Below are 18,332 nucleotides of genomic sequence, written 5' to 3' on the forward strand. Positions count from 1 at the left end.
TATACGGTAGGATACAACGCCTATGCGAATTGTCCAACGAACATAATTCACGAACACGATGAAAAAGTTAATTGTAGGAATGGTGGCCATTGGGTTACTGGTTGGCTGCCAGACGGTTCCGTTGTCGGGCCGAAAGCAGCTGGCGCTGGTGTCCAATGCCGAATTGCTGCCGATGAGTTTCCAAAGTTACCAGGGTGTGCTGGATACGAGCCGGGTGGTTCGGAGTAGCAGCCAGGCTGAGATGGTGCAACGTGTGGGGAATCGCCTGCGGCAGGCCATGGAAAGCTATATGAACAGCAACGGCTATGGCGAACGCCTGGCCGGATACCAGTGGGAGTTTGCCTTGATTGAAAGTCCGCAGATCAACGCCTGGTGTATGCCGGGGGGCAAGGTGGCTTTTTACACCGGTATTTTGCCCTATACGCAAAACGAAGCTGGTGCAGCAGCCGTAATGGGCCACGAGATTTCGCACGCCATTGCCGAGCATGGCCGCGAACGGATGAGCGAAGGCTTACTGTCGAACGGCCTGCTACAAGCGGGACAGGCGTTTGCCGGTTCGCGGGCGCAGCAGAATCCGAGTGCTACCAAAGCCGTGTTATTGCAGGCCGTGGGTGTAGCCTTGCCGGTTGCCTATCAGGTAGGCCGGGAATTGCCGCATAGCCGCGCGCAGGAGTCGGAAGCCGATAAACTGGGCCTGATTTTCATGGCGATGGCCGGGTATGATCCTGCCGAAGCCATCAACTTCTGGGGACGTATGGCTAAAGCAGGTGGCGGCAACAAGCCCCCCGAGTTTCTGTCGACGCACCCATCTGATGCCCGCCGGATTGCTGACCTGCAAAAGCTGCTTCCTGAAGCCCGGAAGTATTATAAAGGGTAAGAGTTCAGGTCGACTGACTACACAAATAGCCCGCTGCCAACTAAAATAACTAGTTGGCAGCGGGCTATTTGTGTAGTCAGTCGACTGGCAGTTCCCGGGATGCCTCAGGTATGTGGCTACGACTGTTGCTGCACCAGTGGGCCAATGATTTTCCAGACGGTTTCAGTCACAATGCGATGCCCCTGCACGTTGGGATGGATCCCGTCGGCCTGGTTGAGTTTAGGATTGCCACCCACGTTTTCGAGCAGGAACGGAATCAGCACGGCTTTATTTTTGTCGGCCAGTTCCTTGAAAATGCCCCGGAACTCATTGGTGTAGGCTTTCCCCAGGTTAGGCGGAATCTGCATACCGGCGATAACGATACGCGCCGCCGGGTTCTTCAGCCGGACGGTGTCGATGATGGCCTGTAGGTTCTCGCGCGATGACTTTAGTGGAATACCCCGTAAACCGTCGTTGCCGCCCAGTTCAAGCACGAAAATGTCGGCTGGTTGACGCAATACCCAACCCACGCGGCTACGCCCACCAGCGGTTGTTTCGCCACTAAGACCGGCATTGACTACCCGGTAGGGGAGTCCTAGTGAGTCGATACGCGCGCCGATCCGGTTCGGAAACGCGTCGGCCGTGTTGTCGAGGCCGTAGCCCGCAGCGAGGCTGTTTCCGAAGAAAACGATGACTTTCTTGTTGTCGGTAGTGGCAGCGGTGGCTACACTGTCGGATGAGGTGGTACCGGTTTGGGCAGTTTCTGTTTTTGAGTTGCAGCTTAGGCAAAAAACGAGGCCCAGCAAAGGCGCGAAACGGGCAATCAAATGCATAGTAGTGATGACATTGGTCGTTGCTCTATCAAACCCCGAAAGTCTGCTTAACGTTTACGGGTGCGTGTCTCGCCAAGCAATACCCGCACTGCAAAAGCTGTCATTTTTACCGATAAGCCATCCATTGCGACCGATCTGCCTAATTCTGACTGGTTCCGTGACGAAAACGACCCTGCCGTGGTTATACGTCAAGACCCGGCAGCATGCGCCCCGTTCACTATACAACCTGATTTATGAGTTTACGCGTCGAAAACCTGACGAAGACCTACCAGAGTGCGGGTCAGACACTTACTGTACTCCACGACGTTTCTTTTGATTTGCAGCCCGGCGACAGCTTCGCCATTGTTGGCCCTAGCGGTAGCGGCAAAACTACCCTGCTTGGCCTCTGCGCCGGCCTCGACCGTGCCTCATCAGGTAGCGTGTGGCTCAACGGCGTACAGCTCGACAGCCTGAACGAAGACCAGCGGGCGGCGGTGCGCAACCAGCACGTTGGCTTTATCTTCCAGAACTTTCAGCTGTTGCCCACCCTCACTGCCCTCGAAAACGTGATGGTGCCCCTCGAACTGCGCGGTACACGCGGCGCCGAGCGCATTGCCCGCGACCTACTTGGCCGCGTTGGCCTGGGCGATCGGGGACATCACTACCCGTTGCAGCTATCTGGCGGCGAACAACAGCGTGTATCGCTGGCCAGAGCGTTCTCGAACCGACCGGCTATTCTGTTTGCCGATGAGCCCACCGGAAACCTCGATGAAGACACCAGCATCACGGTCGAAAATCTGCTGTTCGATTTGAACCGCGAGGCGGGCACCACGCTCGTAATCGTTACGCACGACCTCGACCTGGCCGCCAAAACCCAGCGTATGATCCGCATCCGCGGTGGTCATGTAGTTGAAGATACCCTCCAGACACGTTAACAGTTTGCTGTTTGTCGTTGCGCTGCTAGCCTACCAGCCGGTGAAGTAGCAGCGCAACGACAAACAGCAAACCACCTTCCTATGAACTTCATCTTAAATACTGCCTGGCGGGATAGTCGGCGGAGTCGGCAGCGGCTGTTGCTGTTTATGTCGGCCATTGTGCTGGGCATTGCGGCGCTGGTTGCCATCAATTCATTTGGCGATAACCTGGCCCGTAGCATCGACGAGCAGGCGCAGGAACTGCTGGGGGCCGACCTCACCGTAACGGCTTCGGCAGCGCCATCGCAGAAAATGAAAAACCTATTGCAGGGAATCGGTGCTGAACGGAGCAGCGAAACGGCGTTTGCGTCGATGGTGCTGTTTCCGCGGTCGGGTGGGGTTCGGCTGGCGCAGGTCAAGGCGCTGGAAGGTCGTTTCCCTTATTATGGTACGTGGGAGGTTCAACCTGCTTCGGCTATTGCGCAGTTCCGAACGAACAGCGAACGGGTAGCTCTGGTTGACGATGCGCTGCTGGTGCAATTCGGGGTCAACGTGGGCGATTCGGTACGGGTGGGCGAGGTAGTGTTTCGGGTAGCCGGACGCGTCCTGAAAACACCTGGTGCTACGGCAGCTACGGCGGCGGTGGCACCCACGGTATTCGTGCCGGCAACGTACCTGAACCAGACCGGACTGTTGCAGAAAGGCAGCCGCGTCAACTATAAATACTACTACAAGTTTGCGAAGAACACCGACGTACCTGCGCTGGTGAAGCGCCTGGAGCCTACGCTCGACAAGGCCGGCCTAAACTCCGACACCGTTGACAATCGGAAACGCCAGACAGGCCGTGCCTTCGCCGATCTTACCCGCTTCCTGAATCTGGTATCATTCGTGGCGCTGCTGCTGGGTTGTGTGGGTGTAGCTAGCGCGGTGCAACTATATGTAAAAGAGAAGATTACGTCGGTATCTATTCTGCGAACGCTGGGAGCTAGCGGCTGGCAAGCATTCCTGATCTTCCTGATACAAACCGCCGTTATGGGTCTCGGTGGTGCCGTTCTGGGTGCCGCGCTGGGGTCGTTATTGCAGTGGTTGATGCCGATTGTCTTTGGTTCGTTCCTTCCCGTTGAAGTAAGCGTTGCTATTTCGTGGCCCGCCATTGGGCAGGGAATCATCACGGGCTTGCTCATTGCCCTGTTGTTCGCCGCCCTACCGTTGTTATTGATTCGAAAAATATCCCCCCTGCGCACATTACGCGCCTCATTGGAGGCCGACGTATCGGGTCGTGATCCGCTGCGGTGGGTCGTCTTCGGGTTAATCGCCTTGTTCGTTTTCGGCTTCGCTTACTGGCAAACCCGTGACTGGAAGCTAGCTGGTGGCTTTACTGCCGGTATGGCCGTGAGTTTTCTGGTGCTGACGGGTATGGGCTTGGCGCTGATGGCCGTGGTGCGCCGGTTCTTCCCCCGGTCGTGGAGTTTCGTGTGGCGGCAGAGTCTGGCCAATCTGTATCGTCCCCAAAACCAGACGCTTATTCTGCTGGTATCTATCGGACTGGGCGCGTTCCTGATCACCACGCTGTACCTCACCCAGACGCTGTTGCTGGGTCGCGTGCAATTCTCGGCTAGCGGGCAGCAACCCAACATGGTGCTGTTTGATATTCAGCGCGAGCAAACGGCGGGTGTGCGCGATTTGGTTACACAATCGGGGTTGCCAGTCATGCAGCAGGTACCCATCGTGACCATGCGGCTCGAAAGCATCAACGGGCGCGGACTGGCGGCTATTCGTAAAGACACGTCGTTACACATACCCGAGTGGGCGTTGAACCGTGAATACCGCGTGACCTACCGCGACTCGCTGATTGCGTCTGAAAAACTCAGCTCAGGCAAGTCGCAGGTGATGATTGCCGGTGTACCGGCCGTGACGTTTGAAGACGATTTCATGAAGCGGCTCCACCTGAAACTGGGTGATAAACTGACGTTTAACGTACAGGGTGCACCCATCGAAACCATCGTTGGCGGCACGCGTACCGTCGACTGGAACCGGGTGCAGACCAATTTCCTGGTTGTGTTTCCGACTGGTGTGCTCGAGCAGGCCCCGCAGTTCAGCGTGCTGATGACGCGCGTGCCCACTACTGAGAAGTCGGCCACGTTTCAGCGGGCCCTGGTCGCCAAATTTCCCAATGTGTCGGCGATCGACCTCGGCCTGATCCTGAAAACGCTGGACGATATTCTGAGCAAAATCTCGTTTGTGATCCGGTTTATGGCCCTATTCAGCATCCTGACGGGTCTGCTGGTGCTAAGCAGCTCGGTCATCATCAGCAAGTTTCAGCGCATGCAGGAAAGTGTGTTGCTCCGTACGCTGGGTGCCAGCCGCCGACAGATCCTCCGCATCACGCTAGTTGAATATGGCTTACTGGGCTTGCTGGCTTCGCTGTCGGGGATTGTCTTGTCGGTGATTGGTACGTGGGTGCTGGCCAGGTACGTCTTTGAGATGCCTTATGCACCAACCGTATGGCCGTTGCTGGCCGTTGTTGGGACCGTTACTGGCCTGACCATGCTGATCGGCCTGCTCAACAGCCGCGACGTACTAAGCCGCCCCCCACTGGAAGTACTCCGCTCAGAGTAAATTGCTCCGTTGGGGGAGGTTGTGTGTGGTGTATAGCTTATAGCGCGAAGCCATACACCACACACAACCTGCTATATCCGGCTACGACTTCAGGTTATAGAACCGCCAGCTGCTTTTGAAATCTTTGGGCAGGCGCTGGTTGGTTAGGATGGCGCGGATCATTTCAACGGGCATTGAATTGATCTGCATCACAGCGTCGTGGAACTGCTTGTGCGTCATTTTGCCGCTGTCGACCAGCTCCTTTTTGAGCGCCAGAAACTGGAAGCCGCCGGTCATGTAAGCCAGTTGATACAGCGGTGGGTAACCCCCGATAAACGACCGCCGAACTTCGCCTTCGGCGTTAGCCCGTTCGTGCCCCACCCGGTCGACCAGAAAATCGATGCATTGCTGCGGACCCCAGTTGCCGAGGTGGTAATTGAGTGAGAAAATGATGCGGGCGCAACGGTGCATCCGCCAGAACAGCATCCCGATCTTATCTTCCGGCGATTGCGGAAAACCCTGATCCCACAGCAGCATTTCCCAGTACAACGACCAACCTTCGACCCAGAACGGCGTATCGAAATTGCGGTACACTTTGTAGCGGTTATTCATAAAGCCCTGCAAATGATGCCCCGCAATGAGTTCGTGGTGTACCGTTGCCCGCGAAAAATGCGGGTTGTTGCCCCGCATGCTCATCACTTTATCGGGGTGTTTCATGCCGTCGGTAGGGTACGAAATAATGATCGATTCCCCTCCGAGAAAGAACGGATTGACCAGCTGCCGCTCCGGCGACATCATGCTCATGCGCCATGTTTCTTCGGCCAGCGGTGGAATGGTGATCAGGTCTTTGGCCTTCAAAAACGCCACCGACTCATTATAGAGCCGCAGAATCATCTCAGGCTGTTTGCCCACGGGTACGTAGCTGTTCTTTACTTTTTCCTGCGCGGCTTTCCAGTTGTCGCCAAATCCCATCTCGCGCGACGCCTTCAGCAACTCCCGGTCGCACCAGGCAAATTCCTTGTTGGCCATATCGATCAGTTCTTCAGGCGAGTACGGAATCATCTCCATCTGTAACTGCCGCAGCAACTCGGTACGCCCCACGGCAACACCCACAATGCCGCTGCCGTCTTCTTTAACCGGGGCCGCTAAACGGCCTTTTTTCTGGAAGAACGCCGCGTAGGCCGTCAGCAAACTATCGACTTTCTGGTAGGGTTGCGGCACCCAGAACGTGAAGTCGGGGTCATAGTGGTTATAGAAAGTATAGATGCTTGCCAGCGCCGATTTTAGCCCCTGCGCAGTCGATTCGGCCTGCCGAAGCAGCGTCGGGTCGAGCTTTTTAAGCTGATCGACTTCCTGCTGGGTTTGCACAATTTGTTTGCTGATGGCAGTCAGGTTCTGGGCCATCTGCCGGGCGTTGGGTACGTGCCCGCGACGGCGTAACTTCTCGGCGGCGTAAATAGTGTCGGCAAACGGGAACCAGCCTTTGATCTGTTCGCGCTCGGTAGCCTCAGCCGCAAGCTTGTACAAAGTTTCCTGCAGGTCGCGCCGAAACAAGAGGTAGTCGACCCGGCTGTCGGTGTTCATCTTGTCGAAACTCAACTGCTCCACCTGTCTCAGGTACTCTGTATTCAGCTTCTGAAACCGTTCGCGGCGTTCGGGCGAGCCCAGTACCGTATAAAACCGGCTCAGACTGCCCCGGTCGGCATAATACTGCGTCAGCAAATGGTGCACGTCGCTGCTCTGCGGGTTCACCGCCGCCAGCGGGTTGGGTTGTGCTACGGCCGCCGGACGGGTAGCAAACAGCAGGTTAACAGCCAGCAGGGTACTGGCTAGAAGGTGAGGTAAGGTAATTGATTGGGCTAGCATCGTGGGTTAGTTTGCTCGGCTTGTGGCGGCCGAATTCGTAGAAGGCCAGGCCGGCGGCGTGACCTGAAGGAGGTGCCTGACGAAGAAATCGCGGCGTTTGCGTTCGCCGAAATCACCGCCTGATGAGTGGCCCATGCCGGGCACTACCACGAGGTCGAAGTCTTTTTGGGCTTTGATGAGCGCATCGGCCAGTTGCATGGTCGAGGCGGGGTCGACGTTGTCATCTACTTCGCCCACAATCAGCAGCAGGTTACCCTGAAGTTTGGCGGCGTTGGTAACGTTCGAGCATTCTTCGTACTGTGGCCCAATGGGGTAGCCCATCCACTGCTCGTTCCACCACATTTTATCCATTCGGTTGTCGTGGCAGCCGCAGGACGAAACGCCGACTTTGTAGAATTCGGGGTGAAACAGCAACCCGCCCGTCGAGCTTTGCCCGCCTGCTGAGGTGCCGTAAATACCCACCCGGTCGAGGTCCATCGATGGGTAGCGGCGAGCTGCTTCCTGCATCCAGCGAATGCGGTCGGGGAAACCAGCATCTTTCAGGTTTTTCCAGCACACATCCTGAAATGCCTTCGACCGGTTCGACGTACCCATACCGTCGATTTGCACCACAATGAAGCCAAGCTCGGCCAGTTCGTGCATCGCCAGGTTGTTGGTCATGAACGTTTTCGGCACAAACGAGCCGTGCGGACCAGCGTAGATGTTTTCAATAACGGGATACTTGCGGGTCGAATCGAAGTTGGTAGGGCGGATGATAATGCCCCAGATGTCGGTTTTACCGTCGCGCCCTTTGGCCGTGAACACGTCGGGCGTTTTCCAGCCGGCCTGCTGCCAGTCACCGATATCGGCTTTCTCCAACTCCAGCAGCACCGCGCCAGTCGTTGTGCTGCGCAGTACTGACGTAGGTGGCAGGTCGACCCGCGAATAGGTGTCGACGAAAGAGGTAAAGTCGGGCGAGAAGGTGGCGATGTGGTTCGCGTTATCGCTGGTGAGCGCCGTAAGGCCGGTGCCGTCAAAATTGACGCGGTAATACTGGATCAGGTACGGGTCCTGACCCGCGTTTTTTCCGCTTCCCGCAAAAAGAATCGTCCGGGTTTTGTCGTCGACGTTCACCACGTTGCGCACCACCCACTCGCCTTTGGTTACCTGCTTTTTCACGTTGCCCGTCAGCCCATCAATCAGGTAGAGGTGGTTCCATCCGTCGCGTTCCGACGCCCAGATAATCTCTTTTCCATCGTCGACATCGTGGCGGTAGCGTTTGCCGCTGTAATCGATAAACGTCCTGCTCTTTTCTTCGATGAGCGGCCGTACCGCCCCGGTTGCTGCGTTGACTTCCAGCACCCGGTACACCTGATGCCCCCGCTGGTTGTATTCAAATGTGAAGGCACGGCTGTCTTTGCGCCAGGTCAGTTCCGACAGGCTGTACTGCTGGTTAAACAGCGCATCGTCGACCGAGATTTGCCGCTTGCCATCGAGCAGGAAAAGCTGAGGACGGCGAACGGGTAGGGCGTCGCCGGGTTTCAGATACTCCCGATTTTCGAGTCGGGGCTGAAGCTGGTCGGTTGGCGAAGAGCGCACAAAATAGATCAGGTGCTTCTGGTTGGGGCGTACTTTGTTGGTGACCAGTTTCTTCGAGTCGGGGGCCCACTGAATGGTGCTGGCATAATACTCGCCTTCCGCGCCGTCGAAGCTGAGCTGTGTTTCTGCTCCTGTTTGCCGCGAACGCAGGTACACATTGTACTCTTTAATGAAGGCGTACCAGTTGCTGTCGGGCGACGCAACGAGGCGTTTCCGGTCTTCATCGCGCGATGCCCCCCAGTACCGATTGGTTACGGGTTCAGCTTTAAACGGCCCTTTCTTCCGAAAAGCGACCGCCCCCGGACCAAACTGCCAGACCGACCCTTCGGCCACAAATTCAACGGCTTCGTCGTCGGTGCCAAAACTGATGGTCGTAAACGGAAGCTGGTAGGGGTCAATTTTTTTGCCGGTTGCTTCGCCCAGTTTCTGGGCCAGCTGCTGGGCATCGAAAGCAGGCTGGCGGGTTTTTCGGGCGGCATCGATCACCACAAACTCGCTACCTTTCCGGGTCCGGGTCAGGTACCAGAACCGCTGCCCGTTCGGAAGCCAGTGAATAGTGCCGGGTACGTTGTAGAGTTTGTCTTTTAGCTTTTCTTTCAGCGTTTCGCTCCGTTTGTAGTCGGCGGCTTTCCCCTGCCCAAAGCCGGTTGTTAGGCAGGCCAGCCACAGCATACTCACCAGTAAACTTCTTGTTCCCGGGCGAAGCATCGGGGCGGTGAACGTGGAATGCATCGTAATCATACAGTTGATGGTACTAAGTGATGTTCAGGTATGTCGAAACAGAATTAGTTGGCGGCCGCTTTGTTGCCCTGCCGGATGAGCAGGTAATAGACCGGCACGCCCGACAGAATAATGCCCAGGCCGGGTAGGGTATACTGCGTTTCGAAGATCAGCAGTAACACGGCCAGCACTGCCGCTACCACCACGTAAATGGCCGGCAGAAACGGATAGCCGGGTGCTTTGTAGGGGCGGTCGAGATCGGGGCGTAGCCGACGGAGGCGGTAGATGCCCAGGATCGTGAGGATGTAGAAAATCAGCACGCCGAAAATGACCAGTGCCAGCAGGTTATTGTACTCGCCGGTCAGGCACAGCACCGACGCCCAGATGCATTGCGTCCAGAGGCTGAAGCCAGGTACGTCGTTCTTGTTGAGCACCCCGGCTTTGCGGAAAAAGAGGCCGTCTTTCGCCATGATGTAGTACACCCGTGCGCCCGACAGAATCAGGCCGTTGTTGCAGCCGAAGGTAGAAATCATCACCATGATGGCAATAATAATGGTGCCGCTGCTGCCGAAAATATAGTCGGCGGCTACCACGCCCACCCGGTCGCTGGGGGCAAAGGCAATGGCTTTCAGCGGTACCACGGCCAGGTACATCAGGTTGGCCAGCAGGTAAATCGCCGTGACTACCAACGTACCCAGCACCAGACTCAACCCGATGTTGCGTTGGGGACGTTTTACTTCGCTGGCAATGGAGGTGATGCTGTGCCACGAGTCGCTCGAAAAGAGGGTGCCCTTCATGGCGATGGCAATGGCCCCGAACGCCGCCAGCCCCGACAGCGATGTGTACGTCACCTGCCCGTCGGCCTGGTTTAGCGCCGATAGCGACCAGGCGTTCTGCCAGTTGGCCCGCCATACGTCCGCGTCGACACCCCAAATGAAGCCGCAGACGATGAGGCCAAAGAGCGAAACGAGTTTAACAAGGGTGAGAAAGGTTTGCAACGCGGCCCCTTCTTTCACGCCCCGACTATTGATGTAGGTGAGCAGTACAATGATGAAGATCGAGACCAGCTGCGCCGCCGACAGCCGGAAAAAGCCGAGGTCGAGCAGGAAATTCGTCTCGCTGAAAGCCGGAATCAGGTAGGCGGTGAACTTGGCGAAAGCGACCCCCACGGCGGCAATCGTGCCCGTTTGAATGACCGTAAAGAACGACCAGCCGTACAAAAAACCGACCAGCGGGTTGTAGGCTTCCCGAAGGTAGACGTACTGCCCGCCTGCTTTGGGGAACATCGCCGCCAGTTCGCCGTAGCTAACAGCGGCAATTACTGTAACCAGCCCCGCCAGTGCCCACATGGCTAGCATCCAGCCCGCCCCGCCCACATTGCGGGTGATCTCGGCGGTAACGATAAAAATGCCCGACCCGATCATGGAGCCCGACACGATCATCGTGGCATCCAGCAACCCCAGCCGGGGTACAAATTCAGTCACTGCATCGTCGGTGGTTTGCATAGCGGGCAACTAACTAGTTGGCGATTGGCCTTTTTGTCAATTAATTATATGGTAATTAAGCGACTGAATGATGTGATTCAGCTGTTTACGGGCTTATTTGTTAAAATACTATCAGTACTTGTTGAACGCCGCAAAACAGTAAAAACGGGGCCGTTCCAGCCTGGGTACGTTTGCCCTTCGCTGCCAGCCAGCAGATTTGATATTGCCCTATTCAATCGCTCTGTATATTGCCTGTCTGGCTGTGAAAATGGCCAAATCCGTCCCCACGAACTATCAACCAGCACCTGTTTATGCCTTCCTATTCATTTACCAACAAACGCACAAATCTGTACATTTTTCTGAGTGCCGTTTTTCTGGTCAATGCCATCATCGCCGAAATTATCGGTGTGAAAATATTCTCCGGCGAAACCACGCTGGGCCTGCAACCCGCGCAGATTCACCTGTTCGGTGATTTTGTCCTTGATTTCAACCTCACCGCCGGAGCCGTGATCTGGCCTTTTGTCTTTATCACCTCCGACATTATCAACGAATACTTCGGTAAGGCCGGGGTTCGTCGTATCTCCTTCCTGACGGCGGGTTTTGTGGCCTACAGTTTCCTGATCATCTACGCCGTAACGACACTGCCCCCCGCGCAATTCTGGCTCGACGTAAACGCAAAAGATGGCGCAGGCAACCCGATCAATATCAACAATGCGTTCCAGATGATTTTCCGGCAGGGGTTGGGCATTATCATCGGCTCGCTCACCGCCTTTCTGATCGGCCAGATTCTCGACGCATCGGTGTTTCAATACCTGCGGAGCATTACCGGAAGCCGTAAAATCTGGCTGCGTGCCACGGGGTCAACGCTGGTCTCGCAACTCATCGACTCGTTTGTGGTGTTGGGTATCGCATTTTACGTATTCGGCAACTGGTCAATCGCGCAGGTCATTGCCGTTGGCATTATCAACTACCTCTACAAAGCCACCACGGCTATTTTGCTAACGCCGGTGCTGTACCTGGCTCACAACCTGATCGACAAGTACCTGGGCAAGGAACACGCCGAAGAACTGGCCAATGAGTCGTCGATGAGCTCGTTTATGTAATCCTATTCCGGCACTCTCAAGCTTCCCTGCATGCCGCTTTTCAAAACCAAGTCGGGCGTGGCGCTCTACTATGAAATTCACGAGCCGTTAATGGGTGATCCACAGCCGGAAACGATCGTTTTTTCGCACGGGCTGCTGTGGAGTGGGCGAATGTTTGCCGCTCAGGTGGCCGCCTTTCGGCAGCAGTACCGCGTGGTGACCTACGACCATCGGGGACAAGGCCAAAGCAGCGTGCCCGAATCGGGATACGACATGGACACGGTATATGGCGATGCCGTGGCGTTACTTGAGGGGCTTCGGCTGGCGCCTTGCCATTTCGCGGGCCTCTCAATGGGCGGATTTGTTGGCATGCGCCTCGCTGCCCGTCGGCCGGATCTGCTCCGCTCGCTGATTCTAATGGAAACGACGGCTGATCCGGAGCCTGACGAAAATAAGGGTAAGTACCGGCTACTTAATAACGTGGTTCGCTGGCTAGGGGTATGGGCCGTGGTTGGCCCGGTAATGAAAATCATGTTCAGTCAGTCGTTCCTGACCAGCCCCAACCGGACGGCCGACCGGAAAACGTGGGAAGGCGAACTCCGGAAAAATAGTCGGACGATTACCAGAGCCGTCAACGGAGTGATTGGCAGACAGGGAGTTCGGGCCGAACTGGACCGCATTACGCTGCCAACGCTGATCATGGTAGGCGACGAAGACGTGGCAACGGTGCCCGAAAAGGCCCGGCGGATTCACGAGAAAATTGCCGGATCGCTGCTGGTCACTATTCCGCGGGCGGGTCATTCGTCGAGTGTAGAGGAGCCGGAGGCCGTTAATGCGGCGATTGCTTCGTTTCTGGGCGGGTTACCGAAACAAGAAACCGGCCACTCGAATTTAACAACTCCGTAACGTACCCAACGCCCAGTTTGTGTAGGTTTGGCTTTGATCTCAACGGTCAACCTATTCCTACCATGAATCTATACCAACTAGTCGTCTTCGACATGGCCGGTACCACCGTGACCGACCAGCATGAAGTTGAGCAGTGCTTTGCCGAAGCTGCCGCTGAAACAGGCCTCACCGTGAGCGCTGACCGTATTCTGGCCATGCAGGGGTTATCCAAGCGCCATGTGTTCGACACTCTCTGGACCGAGCAACTGGGCGAAGGAAATCAGGATGTAAAGCACCGGGTCGACGTGTCGTATCAGCGGTTTACCGAAGTGCTGGAGACGCACTACCTCACGCACGCGGTCACCCCTACGGAAGGTTGCCTGGACATCTTCGCTTTCCTGCGCGAACAGGGCGTTTCTATTGCGCTGACCACCGGTTTCTACCGGAAAGTGACCGATATTATCCTGAATAAGCTGGGCTGGCTCAACGGCCTCAATGCTGGGTACGTTGGTACGGCGCAGACAATCATTCAGGCGTCGATCGCGTCGGATGAAGTGCCGCATGGTCGGCCCGAGCCGCTCATGATTCAGAAGGCAATGCACCTGCTGAGTATCACTAATCCGGAAGCGGTGGTCAACGTGGGTGACACTCCGTCTGATCTGCTCAGCGGCCGGGCGGCGGGCGTTGGCCTGAACCTCGGCGTCACCAATGGCACCCACTCCCGTGACCAGCTGATCACATACCCACACGACCGGCTCATCGGCTCCCTGACCGAACTGCGGGGGTTCATAGCATAACACGGCCTGAAGTCCGTGCTACATACACCATCATGGCTTTCTACGACCTTATTATCATTGGTTCCGGTGCGCTGGGTACGTTTCATGCGTATCATGCGGCACGGGCGGGCAAGCGTGTTTTGCTGCTCGAAAAAGATAACCGCCCACAGAGCGCGACGGTCCGGAATTTTGGGCAGGTAGTGCCGTCCGGTCTGTCGGGGCGCTGGTTTGACTATGGCCGCCGAAGCCTGGAGCTCTACCGCGAAATCCAGGCTGAACATGACCTGACAGTGCGCCAAAACGGCTCGATCTACGTGGCCTCTGACGACGATGAGTGGCTGCTGGCCAACGAACTCTTCGACCGTCGTCGGGCCGATCAGTACCCCTGTGAGCTTTTGTCGAAAGCGCAGGTACTGACTCGTTACCCCATGCTACAGCCCGACTACGTGCGGGGCGCCTTGTCTTTTCCTGATGAAGTGAGCGTTGAGCCCGACCGGATGATTCATCAGTTGATTGGGTATGTTCAAGCGAAATACAACGTAACGTACCTGGCCAACGCTGCGGTGGTCGACTGTCAGTCGAATTACAATGGGGCAATTATTACCCTGGCTGATAAAACCCGGTTTCAGGCCGATCGGGTCCTGATCTGTAGCGGCAGTGAGTTTCGGTTGCTTTACCCAGAGGTATTTGCTGAAAGTGGGTTAATCGTCAGTAAGTTACAGATGCTGCAAACAACGCCGATGCCTCAACTGGTTATGCCGGGCAACATCCTGACGGGCCTGACTATCCGGCGGTATGAAGCCTTTGCCGAGTGCCCTTCGTTTGCCGGTATTCAAACGCCGGAGCGGTTTGCCGACCTGAAAAAGTGGGGCATCCATATCCTGTTCAAACAAGCCACCGACGGGTCGATTATCATTGGTGATTCGCATGAATACGCCCCGGCTACGCAGGTCGATGATCTGGGTTTCGACACCCATGACTTCATCGATGACCTGGTTTTGGCCGAAGCCCGTCGCATCGTTTCGTTTCCTGTCGATCAGATTGGTCGCCGCTGGGCCGGTTTCTATGCGCAAACGCCCGACGAGATTTTCGAGCATTCCGTCGACGACCACATTCACATCATCACCGGCATCGGCGGCAAAGGTATGTCGTCCAGCGCAGGCTACGCGGAGGAGTCAGTGAAGAAACTAGTTTGATGTTTGTGCAGACCGTATAAACATCAAACTAGTTTCAGCGCCTGTCGCTCATGACCCATTCGCCGGAAGGCACGGTAAGAGACAGCCATGAGCAGGGAATAAGCGATGGAAAGCGCGTAGGCACCGTAGATGAAGAAATCGAGGTAGCTGACGTTGCTTTGGCCGAAATTCTTGTACAGCAACACGCCCACACTGCCCAGATAACCATAGAAATCGGCGAGTGTCACGATGAAGCCTACCGTGCTCACGTACCTGAACGAGGCCACAAACCGCTCGAAAAACAGGCCGTTGCAAGGGACATAGGCACCGTACAGGCCCACGCCCATCAGCGTGTACCAGATGCCCGGCGAGAGCCTACCCTGCTGAAAGAGCCACGTGCTCACCCCGATCATAGCCACAGATGCAATCATCATCACGTTGATCAGTTGGAACGCGCGGGTATTGTCGCGAACAAATTGAATGCTGCCCATCATGACCAGGATGCAGAGCGCCACGATGGTTTCCGTCTGCGCAAACACGGCCGGATCGGTAATGCCCAGCGATTTGATGATCTCAGGCCCGAAATTGTCCCGGAAATCGCGGAAGGCCGTCAGCAGTACATACGAGAGAACAAAGGGGATAAGCCCCGCGGCGAATGTGCGCAGAAACGCTTTTCGCTCATCGCTGTCCATCGGTTGCCGGGCGGTGCGTAAAGCGCGGTCTTCGGCGGTAGGCGGGGGCAGCAGCGAGAGGGCATACAGGGCCAGTAACATGGGCAGCACAAACAGCAGACCCGTTGCGAAGGGAAGCCAATACTCCGAAACGCCCCAGTCGCGGCGTATGGTCAGGGCCACGGTTTTCACAAAGCCCGACGCGAAAATGAAGGAAGCGGTAAGGCCCGCTACCAGTGCGTCGGTCTGGCGGCGACCCTCCAGAAAGCCCAGCACCGTGCCGTAGACCATCCCCAGCGGCAGGCCGTTCAGGAAAAGGAAAATGATGTTCCAGGGAGCAGGCACGAGCGCAAAACCCAGCAGCGCCAGTAAGGCCACGGTCACAAACCCCAGAATGTTGAGTGCCCGGCGCGCTGGTGCCATTTCAGAAACCACCTTTATACCAATCCGCTTCGATAGGGCGTAGCCGAACACCTGCGCAATGACCAGCCAGCTTTTGTAGCTGATGCCCGCGTAGGCCATGCCCTCAAACGAAACCGCCGTGATACCCTTGCGAAAAGCGTACATGCAGGTATACGTACAAAAAGCAGCCACTGAACCAAACAGCAAAAAAGCCAGCGGATGCCGAAGAAAAGCGGGTGATTTCATGAAAGGGAAAAACAGGTTGCCGTTTATCGTTGCGCTGCTAAAATACAATGGCGTGACCTGGCAGCACAATGACAAACGGCAAACAGCAAACTGTTTTTATAATATGCTCTTAAACGCCTGATCTTCGATGAACGGCTGGTTGCGAACGCGCTTGCCGCTGGCTTTGAAAATGGCGTTGGCAACGGCTGCACCGGCGGGTGGCAGCGCCGGTTCGCCGAGCCCCGTTGGCTCCATGCCGTTATCCACGAAGTGGACCTCCACGTTGGGAATCTCGTTCAGGCGAATGAGGCGATAGTTGTTGTAGTTGCTTTGCTCGGGTACGCCGTCTTTAAACGTCATGTTGCCAAACATGGCGTGGCCAATACCGTCGACGATACAGCCCGTCACCTGCTGGCGTGACCCGCTCTGGTTGATGACAATGCCACAGTCGGCCACGGCGATGACTTTCTTCACCACGGGCTTGTCTTTCTCCATCGCCACTTCACCTACCTGTGCCACGTAGGACCGGTGCGAGAAGTAAACGCTGAATCCCTGCGCTACGGGTCGGCCATCTGCTCCTTTCTTAGTACCCCAGCCCGACTTGTCAACCGCCATGTTGATTACCGCCTTCATCCGGTCGATGTCGTATTTAACGGCACCGGCTGGTTTGGCTTTGGCTTTATCGAGCAGGTCGAGGCGGAACTTCACCGGGTCTTTACCGGCCGCCTGCGCTACCTCGTCGATGAACGACTGTTCGGCGAAGGCGAGGAAATTGGTGATAGGCGCGCGCCACGGCCCGGTTGTAATGGCTGACTTATGGTCGACGCTATCGATCAGCAGGTTGTCTACGGCGCCGGCGGGGAAATTGTCTTCCCGCGTGGCGTTACCGGCGTTGATGCTGGCCCCGCGCAGTTTGTAGCCGATCATATTGCCCTGCGCATCCAGCGCCGCCTCGAACCGGTAGCGCACGGCTGGCCGGTAGCTACCGCCCGTCATGTCATCTTCGCGGGTCCACATCAGCTTCACTGGTGCGTTTGCCCGTTTCGATACCTGAACGGCTTCAATGGCGTAATCGGCTTTGAGGCGTCGCCCAAAACCGCCGCCCATGCGCGTCAGTTGCACGGTTACTTTCTCGGGCGAAATACCCAGTAGTTTAGCGGTTTCGTTGCGCGCCAGGTCGGGTGTCTGGGTAGGGCCAACCAGTTCAACGCCGTCGGGCCGAACGTGCGCGAAGAAGTTCATCGGCTCCATCGGGCTGTGCGGCAGAAACGGGCACTGGTATTCGGCCGTTACCACTTTGGCTGCGCTTTTGAAGGCCGCCTCCACATCGCCGTCTTTCCGGCGAACGGTGGCTTTCGATGAGTTCAATAGTTCGGTGAAGATGCGGTTATGGTCGGAGGTGCTTTCGGTCGCGTCGGTTTTGGTCCACTCAATCTTGAGGGCATCTTTGGCCTTACGTACCTGCCAGGTCGATTTACCCACCACGGCCACGTTATTGTCGAAGGTGAACACATCGACAATGCCGGGCATAGCTTTGATGTCGGCCTCATTGACCGACTTCAGCGTGTAGCCAAAAGCAGGCCGTTGCAACATGGCGATGAGCATGCCTTCGCGGTAGAAGTCGAGCCCAAACAGGGGCTTACCCGTGATGATGCCGGGGTTGTCGACGTTCTTGATCGTTTGCCCGATCAGTTTAAAGTCTTTCTGCTCCTTTAGCTTAACATCGGCAGGAACGGGTAAGGTCGACGCTTCGGTGGCTAGTTCGCCGTAGCTGAGTTTACGGTTGCTGGCGGTGTGCATGACAAAGCCAGCCGACGTAGTGCAGTCGGCCGCAGGTACGTTCCAGCGTTTGGCGGCTGCCTCGACCAGCATCTGCCGGGCGGTAGCACCTGCCTTGCGAAGGCGCGTCCACGAGTGCGGAATTGAGCCGCTACCCCCAGCCACTTGCCGTTCAAATTTCTTGTTGTCAAGCGGGGCCTGCTCCACAATCACGTTCTTCCAGTCAACGTCCAGCTCTTCGGCCACGACGATCGGGAAGGCCGTTTTGATGCCCTGTCCCACTTCGGGGTTTGGCGACATGATGGTGACAATCCCCTGCGGATTGATAGAGAGGTAGCTGTTAAAGCCCACGCCCGGTGCGGCAGCAGGTACGTTGCCGGCTCCCACTGCGGCAGCGTCCACTGCGGCCTCGGCGTCGGTCCAGTTAAAGCCAAGAAATAAGCCACCCCCGGCTGCGACGGCCACTTTCAGGAAGTTCCGGCGACTTGCGTTTGATAGAGTCTGCATGG

At 56.5% G+C, this 18,332-nt stretch carries 13 protein-coding genes; 7 read left to right on the top strand and 6 right to left on the bottom strand.

Annotated elements, in window-relative coordinates; genetic code table 11:
* Nucleotides 1–58: 58 nt before the first annotated feature.
* Nucleotides 59–877 (top strand): M48 family metallopeptidase, encoded by an 819-nt coding sequence (locus tag F7231_RS00425; protein WP_085410568.1) that lies wholly within the window; start codon nt 59–61, stop codon nt 875–877.
* Between the two features lie 116 nt (nt 878–993).
* Here F7231_RS00425 and F7231_RS00430 read toward each other — a convergent pair whose 3' ends face one another.
* Complete coding sequence (locus tag F7231_RS00430; RefSeq protein WP_166690515.1) at nt 994–1,689, bottom strand: arylesterase; 696 nt, start codon at nt 1,687–1,689, stop codon at nt 994–996.
* A 233-nt stretch (nt 1,690–1,922) separates the two neighbouring features.
* Here F7231_RS00430 and F7231_RS00435 point away from each other — a divergent pair, with 233 nt between their 5' ends.
* Together F7231_RS00435 and F7231_RS00440 are read left to right on the top strand one after the other, a co-directional pair.
* Nucleotides 1,923–2,603: an ABC transporter ATP-binding protein gene (locus F7231_RS00435; RefSeq protein WP_085410566.1), complete on the top strand. Its 681-nt coding sequence runs from the start codon at nt 1,923–1,925 to the stop codon at nt 2,601–2,603.
* A gap of 81 nt (nt 2,604–2,684) precedes the next feature.
* A complete protein-coding gene (locus F7231_RS00440) occupies nt 2,685–5,201 on the top strand; it encodes an ABC transporter permease (protein ID WP_166690516.1) in 2,517 nt (838 codons plus the stop codon).
* A gap of 81 nt (nt 5,202–5,282) precedes the next feature.
* Here F7231_RS00440 and F7231_RS00445 read toward each other — a convergent pair whose 3' ends face one another.
* From F7231_RS00445 to F7231_RS00455, 3 genes are read right to left on the bottom strand one after another with little or no spacing between them, the layout of a single operon-like run.
* Nucleotides 5,283–7,046 carry a DUF885 family protein gene (locus tag F7231_RS00445; RefSeq protein WP_166690517.1) on the bottom strand — a complete coding sequence of 588 codons (1,764 nt, stop codon included), beginning with the start codon at nt 7,044–7,046 and terminating at the stop codon, nt 5,283–5,285.
* A 6-nt stretch (nt 7,047–7,052) separates the two neighbouring features.
* Nucleotides 7,053–9,356, bottom strand: coding sequence for a S9 family peptidase (locus F7231_RS00450; RefSeq protein WP_374757365.1), 2,304 nt, complete (start codon nt 9,354–9,356; stop codon nt 7,053–7,055).
* Nucleotides 9,357–9,409: 53 nt separating this feature from the next.
* On the bottom strand, nt 9,410–10,849 hold the full coding sequence (locus tag F7231_RS00455; RefSeq protein WP_166690518.1) for an APC family permease: 1,440 nt from the start codon (nt 10,847–10,849) through the stop codon (nt 9,410–9,412).
* Between the two features lie 290 nt (nt 10,850–11,139).
* On the opposite strand from F7231_RS00455, the gene F7231_RS00460 reads away from it, so the two are divergent.
* The 4 genes from F7231_RS00460 (at nt 11,140) to F7231_RS00475 (ending at nt 14,767) form a co-directional block, all read left to right on the top strand.
* A complete protein-coding gene (locus F7231_RS00460) occupies nt 11,140–11,931 on the top strand; it encodes a queuosine precursor transporter (protein ID WP_166690519.1) in 792 nt (263 codons plus the stop codon).
* Between the two features lie 30 nt (nt 11,932–11,961).
* Nucleotides 11,962–12,816: an alpha/beta fold hydrolase gene (locus F7231_RS00465; protein WP_166690520.1), complete on the top strand. Its 855-nt coding sequence runs from the start codon at nt 11,962–11,964 to the stop codon at nt 12,814–12,816.
* Between the two features lie 62 nt (nt 12,817–12,878).
* The gene (locus F7231_RS00470) at nt 12,879–13,592 is read left to right on the top strand and encodes an HAD family hydrolase (RefSeq protein WP_166690521.1); all 714 of its coding nucleotides are present in this window, start codon (nt 12,879–12,881) and stop codon (nt 13,590–13,592) included.
* Between the two features lie 32 nt (nt 13,593–13,624).
* The gene (locus tag F7231_RS00475; RefSeq protein WP_166690522.1) at nt 13,625–14,767 is read left to right on the top strand and encodes a TIGR03364 family FAD-dependent oxidoreductase; all 1,143 of its coding nucleotides are present in this window, start codon (nt 13,625–13,627) and stop codon (nt 14,765–14,767) included.
* Between the two features lie 23 nt (nt 14,768–14,790).
* On the opposite strand, the gene F7231_RS00480 is transcribed toward F7231_RS00475, so the two are convergent.
* The gene (locus F7231_RS00480; protein ID WP_166690523.1) at nt 14,791–16,065 is read right to left on the bottom strand and encodes a DUF5690 family protein; all 1,275 of its coding nucleotides are present in this window, start codon (nt 16,063–16,065) and stop codon (nt 14,791–14,793) included.
* A gap of 96 nt (nt 16,066–16,161) precedes the next feature.
* Nucleotides 16,162–18,330 carry a xanthine dehydrogenase family protein molybdopterin-binding subunit gene (locus F7231_RS00485; RefSeq protein ID WP_166690524.1) on the bottom strand — a complete coding sequence of 723 codons (2,169 nt, stop codon included), beginning with the start codon at nt 18,328–18,330 and terminating at the stop codon, nt 16,162–16,164.
* Between the last annotated feature and the right edge of the window lie 2 nt (nt 18,331–18,332).

The sequence above is a fragment of the Fibrivirga algicola genome (genome assembly GCF_011742925.1).
Taxonomy (GTDB): Bacteria; Bacteroidota; Bacteroidia; order Cytophagales; family Spirosomataceae; genus Fibrella; species Fibrella algicola.

Excerpts from the sequence above, each read along its gene's own strand:
- F7231_RS00425 (WP_085410568.1), top strand. The coding sequence starts at position 59 with ATGAAAAAGTTAATTGTAGGAATGGTGGCCATTGGGTTACTGGTTGGC.
- F7231_RS00430 (WP_166690515.1), bottom strand. The coding sequence starts at position 1,689 with ATGCATTTGATTGCCCGTTTCGCGCCTTTGCTGGGCCTCGTTTTTTGC.
- F7231_RS00435 (WP_085410566.1), top strand. The coding sequence starts at position 1,923 with ATGAGTTTACGCGTCGAAAACCTGACGAAGACCTACCAGAGTGCGGGT.
- F7231_RS00440 (WP_166690516.1), top strand. The coding sequence starts at position 2,685 with ATGAACTTCATCTTAAATACTGCCTGGCGGGATAGTCGGCGGAGTCGG.
- F7231_RS00445 (WP_166690517.1), bottom strand. The coding sequence starts at position 7,046 with ATGCTAGCCCAATCAATTACCTTACCTCACCTTCTAGCCAGTACCCTG.
- F7231_RS00450 (WP_374757365.1), bottom strand. The coding sequence starts at position 9,356 with ATGCATTCCACGTTCACCGCCCCGATGCTTCGCCCGGGAACAAGAAGT.
- F7231_RS00455 (WP_166690518.1), bottom strand. The coding sequence starts at position 10,849 with ATGCAAACCACCGACGATGCAGTGACTGAATTTGTACCCCGGCTGGGG.
- F7231_RS00460 (WP_166690519.1), top strand. The coding sequence starts at position 11,140 with ATGCCTTCCTATTCATTTACCAACAAACGCACAAATCTGTACATTTTT.
- F7231_RS00465 (WP_166690520.1), top strand. The coding sequence starts at position 11,962 with ATGCCGCTTTTCAAAACCAAGTCGGGCGTGGCGCTCTACTATGAAATT.
- F7231_RS00470 (WP_166690521.1), top strand. The coding sequence starts at position 12,879 with ATGAATCTATACCAACTAGTCGTCTTCGACATGGCCGGTACCACCGTG.
- F7231_RS00475 (WP_166690522.1), top strand. The coding sequence starts at position 13,625 with ATGGCTTTCTACGACCTTATTATCATTGGTTCCGGTGCGCTGGGTACG.
- F7231_RS00480 (WP_166690523.1), bottom strand. The coding sequence starts at position 16,065 with ATGAAATCACCCGCTTTTCTTCGGCATCCGCTGGCTTTTTTGCTGTTT.
- F7231_RS00485 (WP_166690524.1), bottom strand. The coding sequence starts at position 18,330 with ATGCAGACTCTATCAAACGCAAGTCGCCGGAACTTCCTGAAAGTGGCC.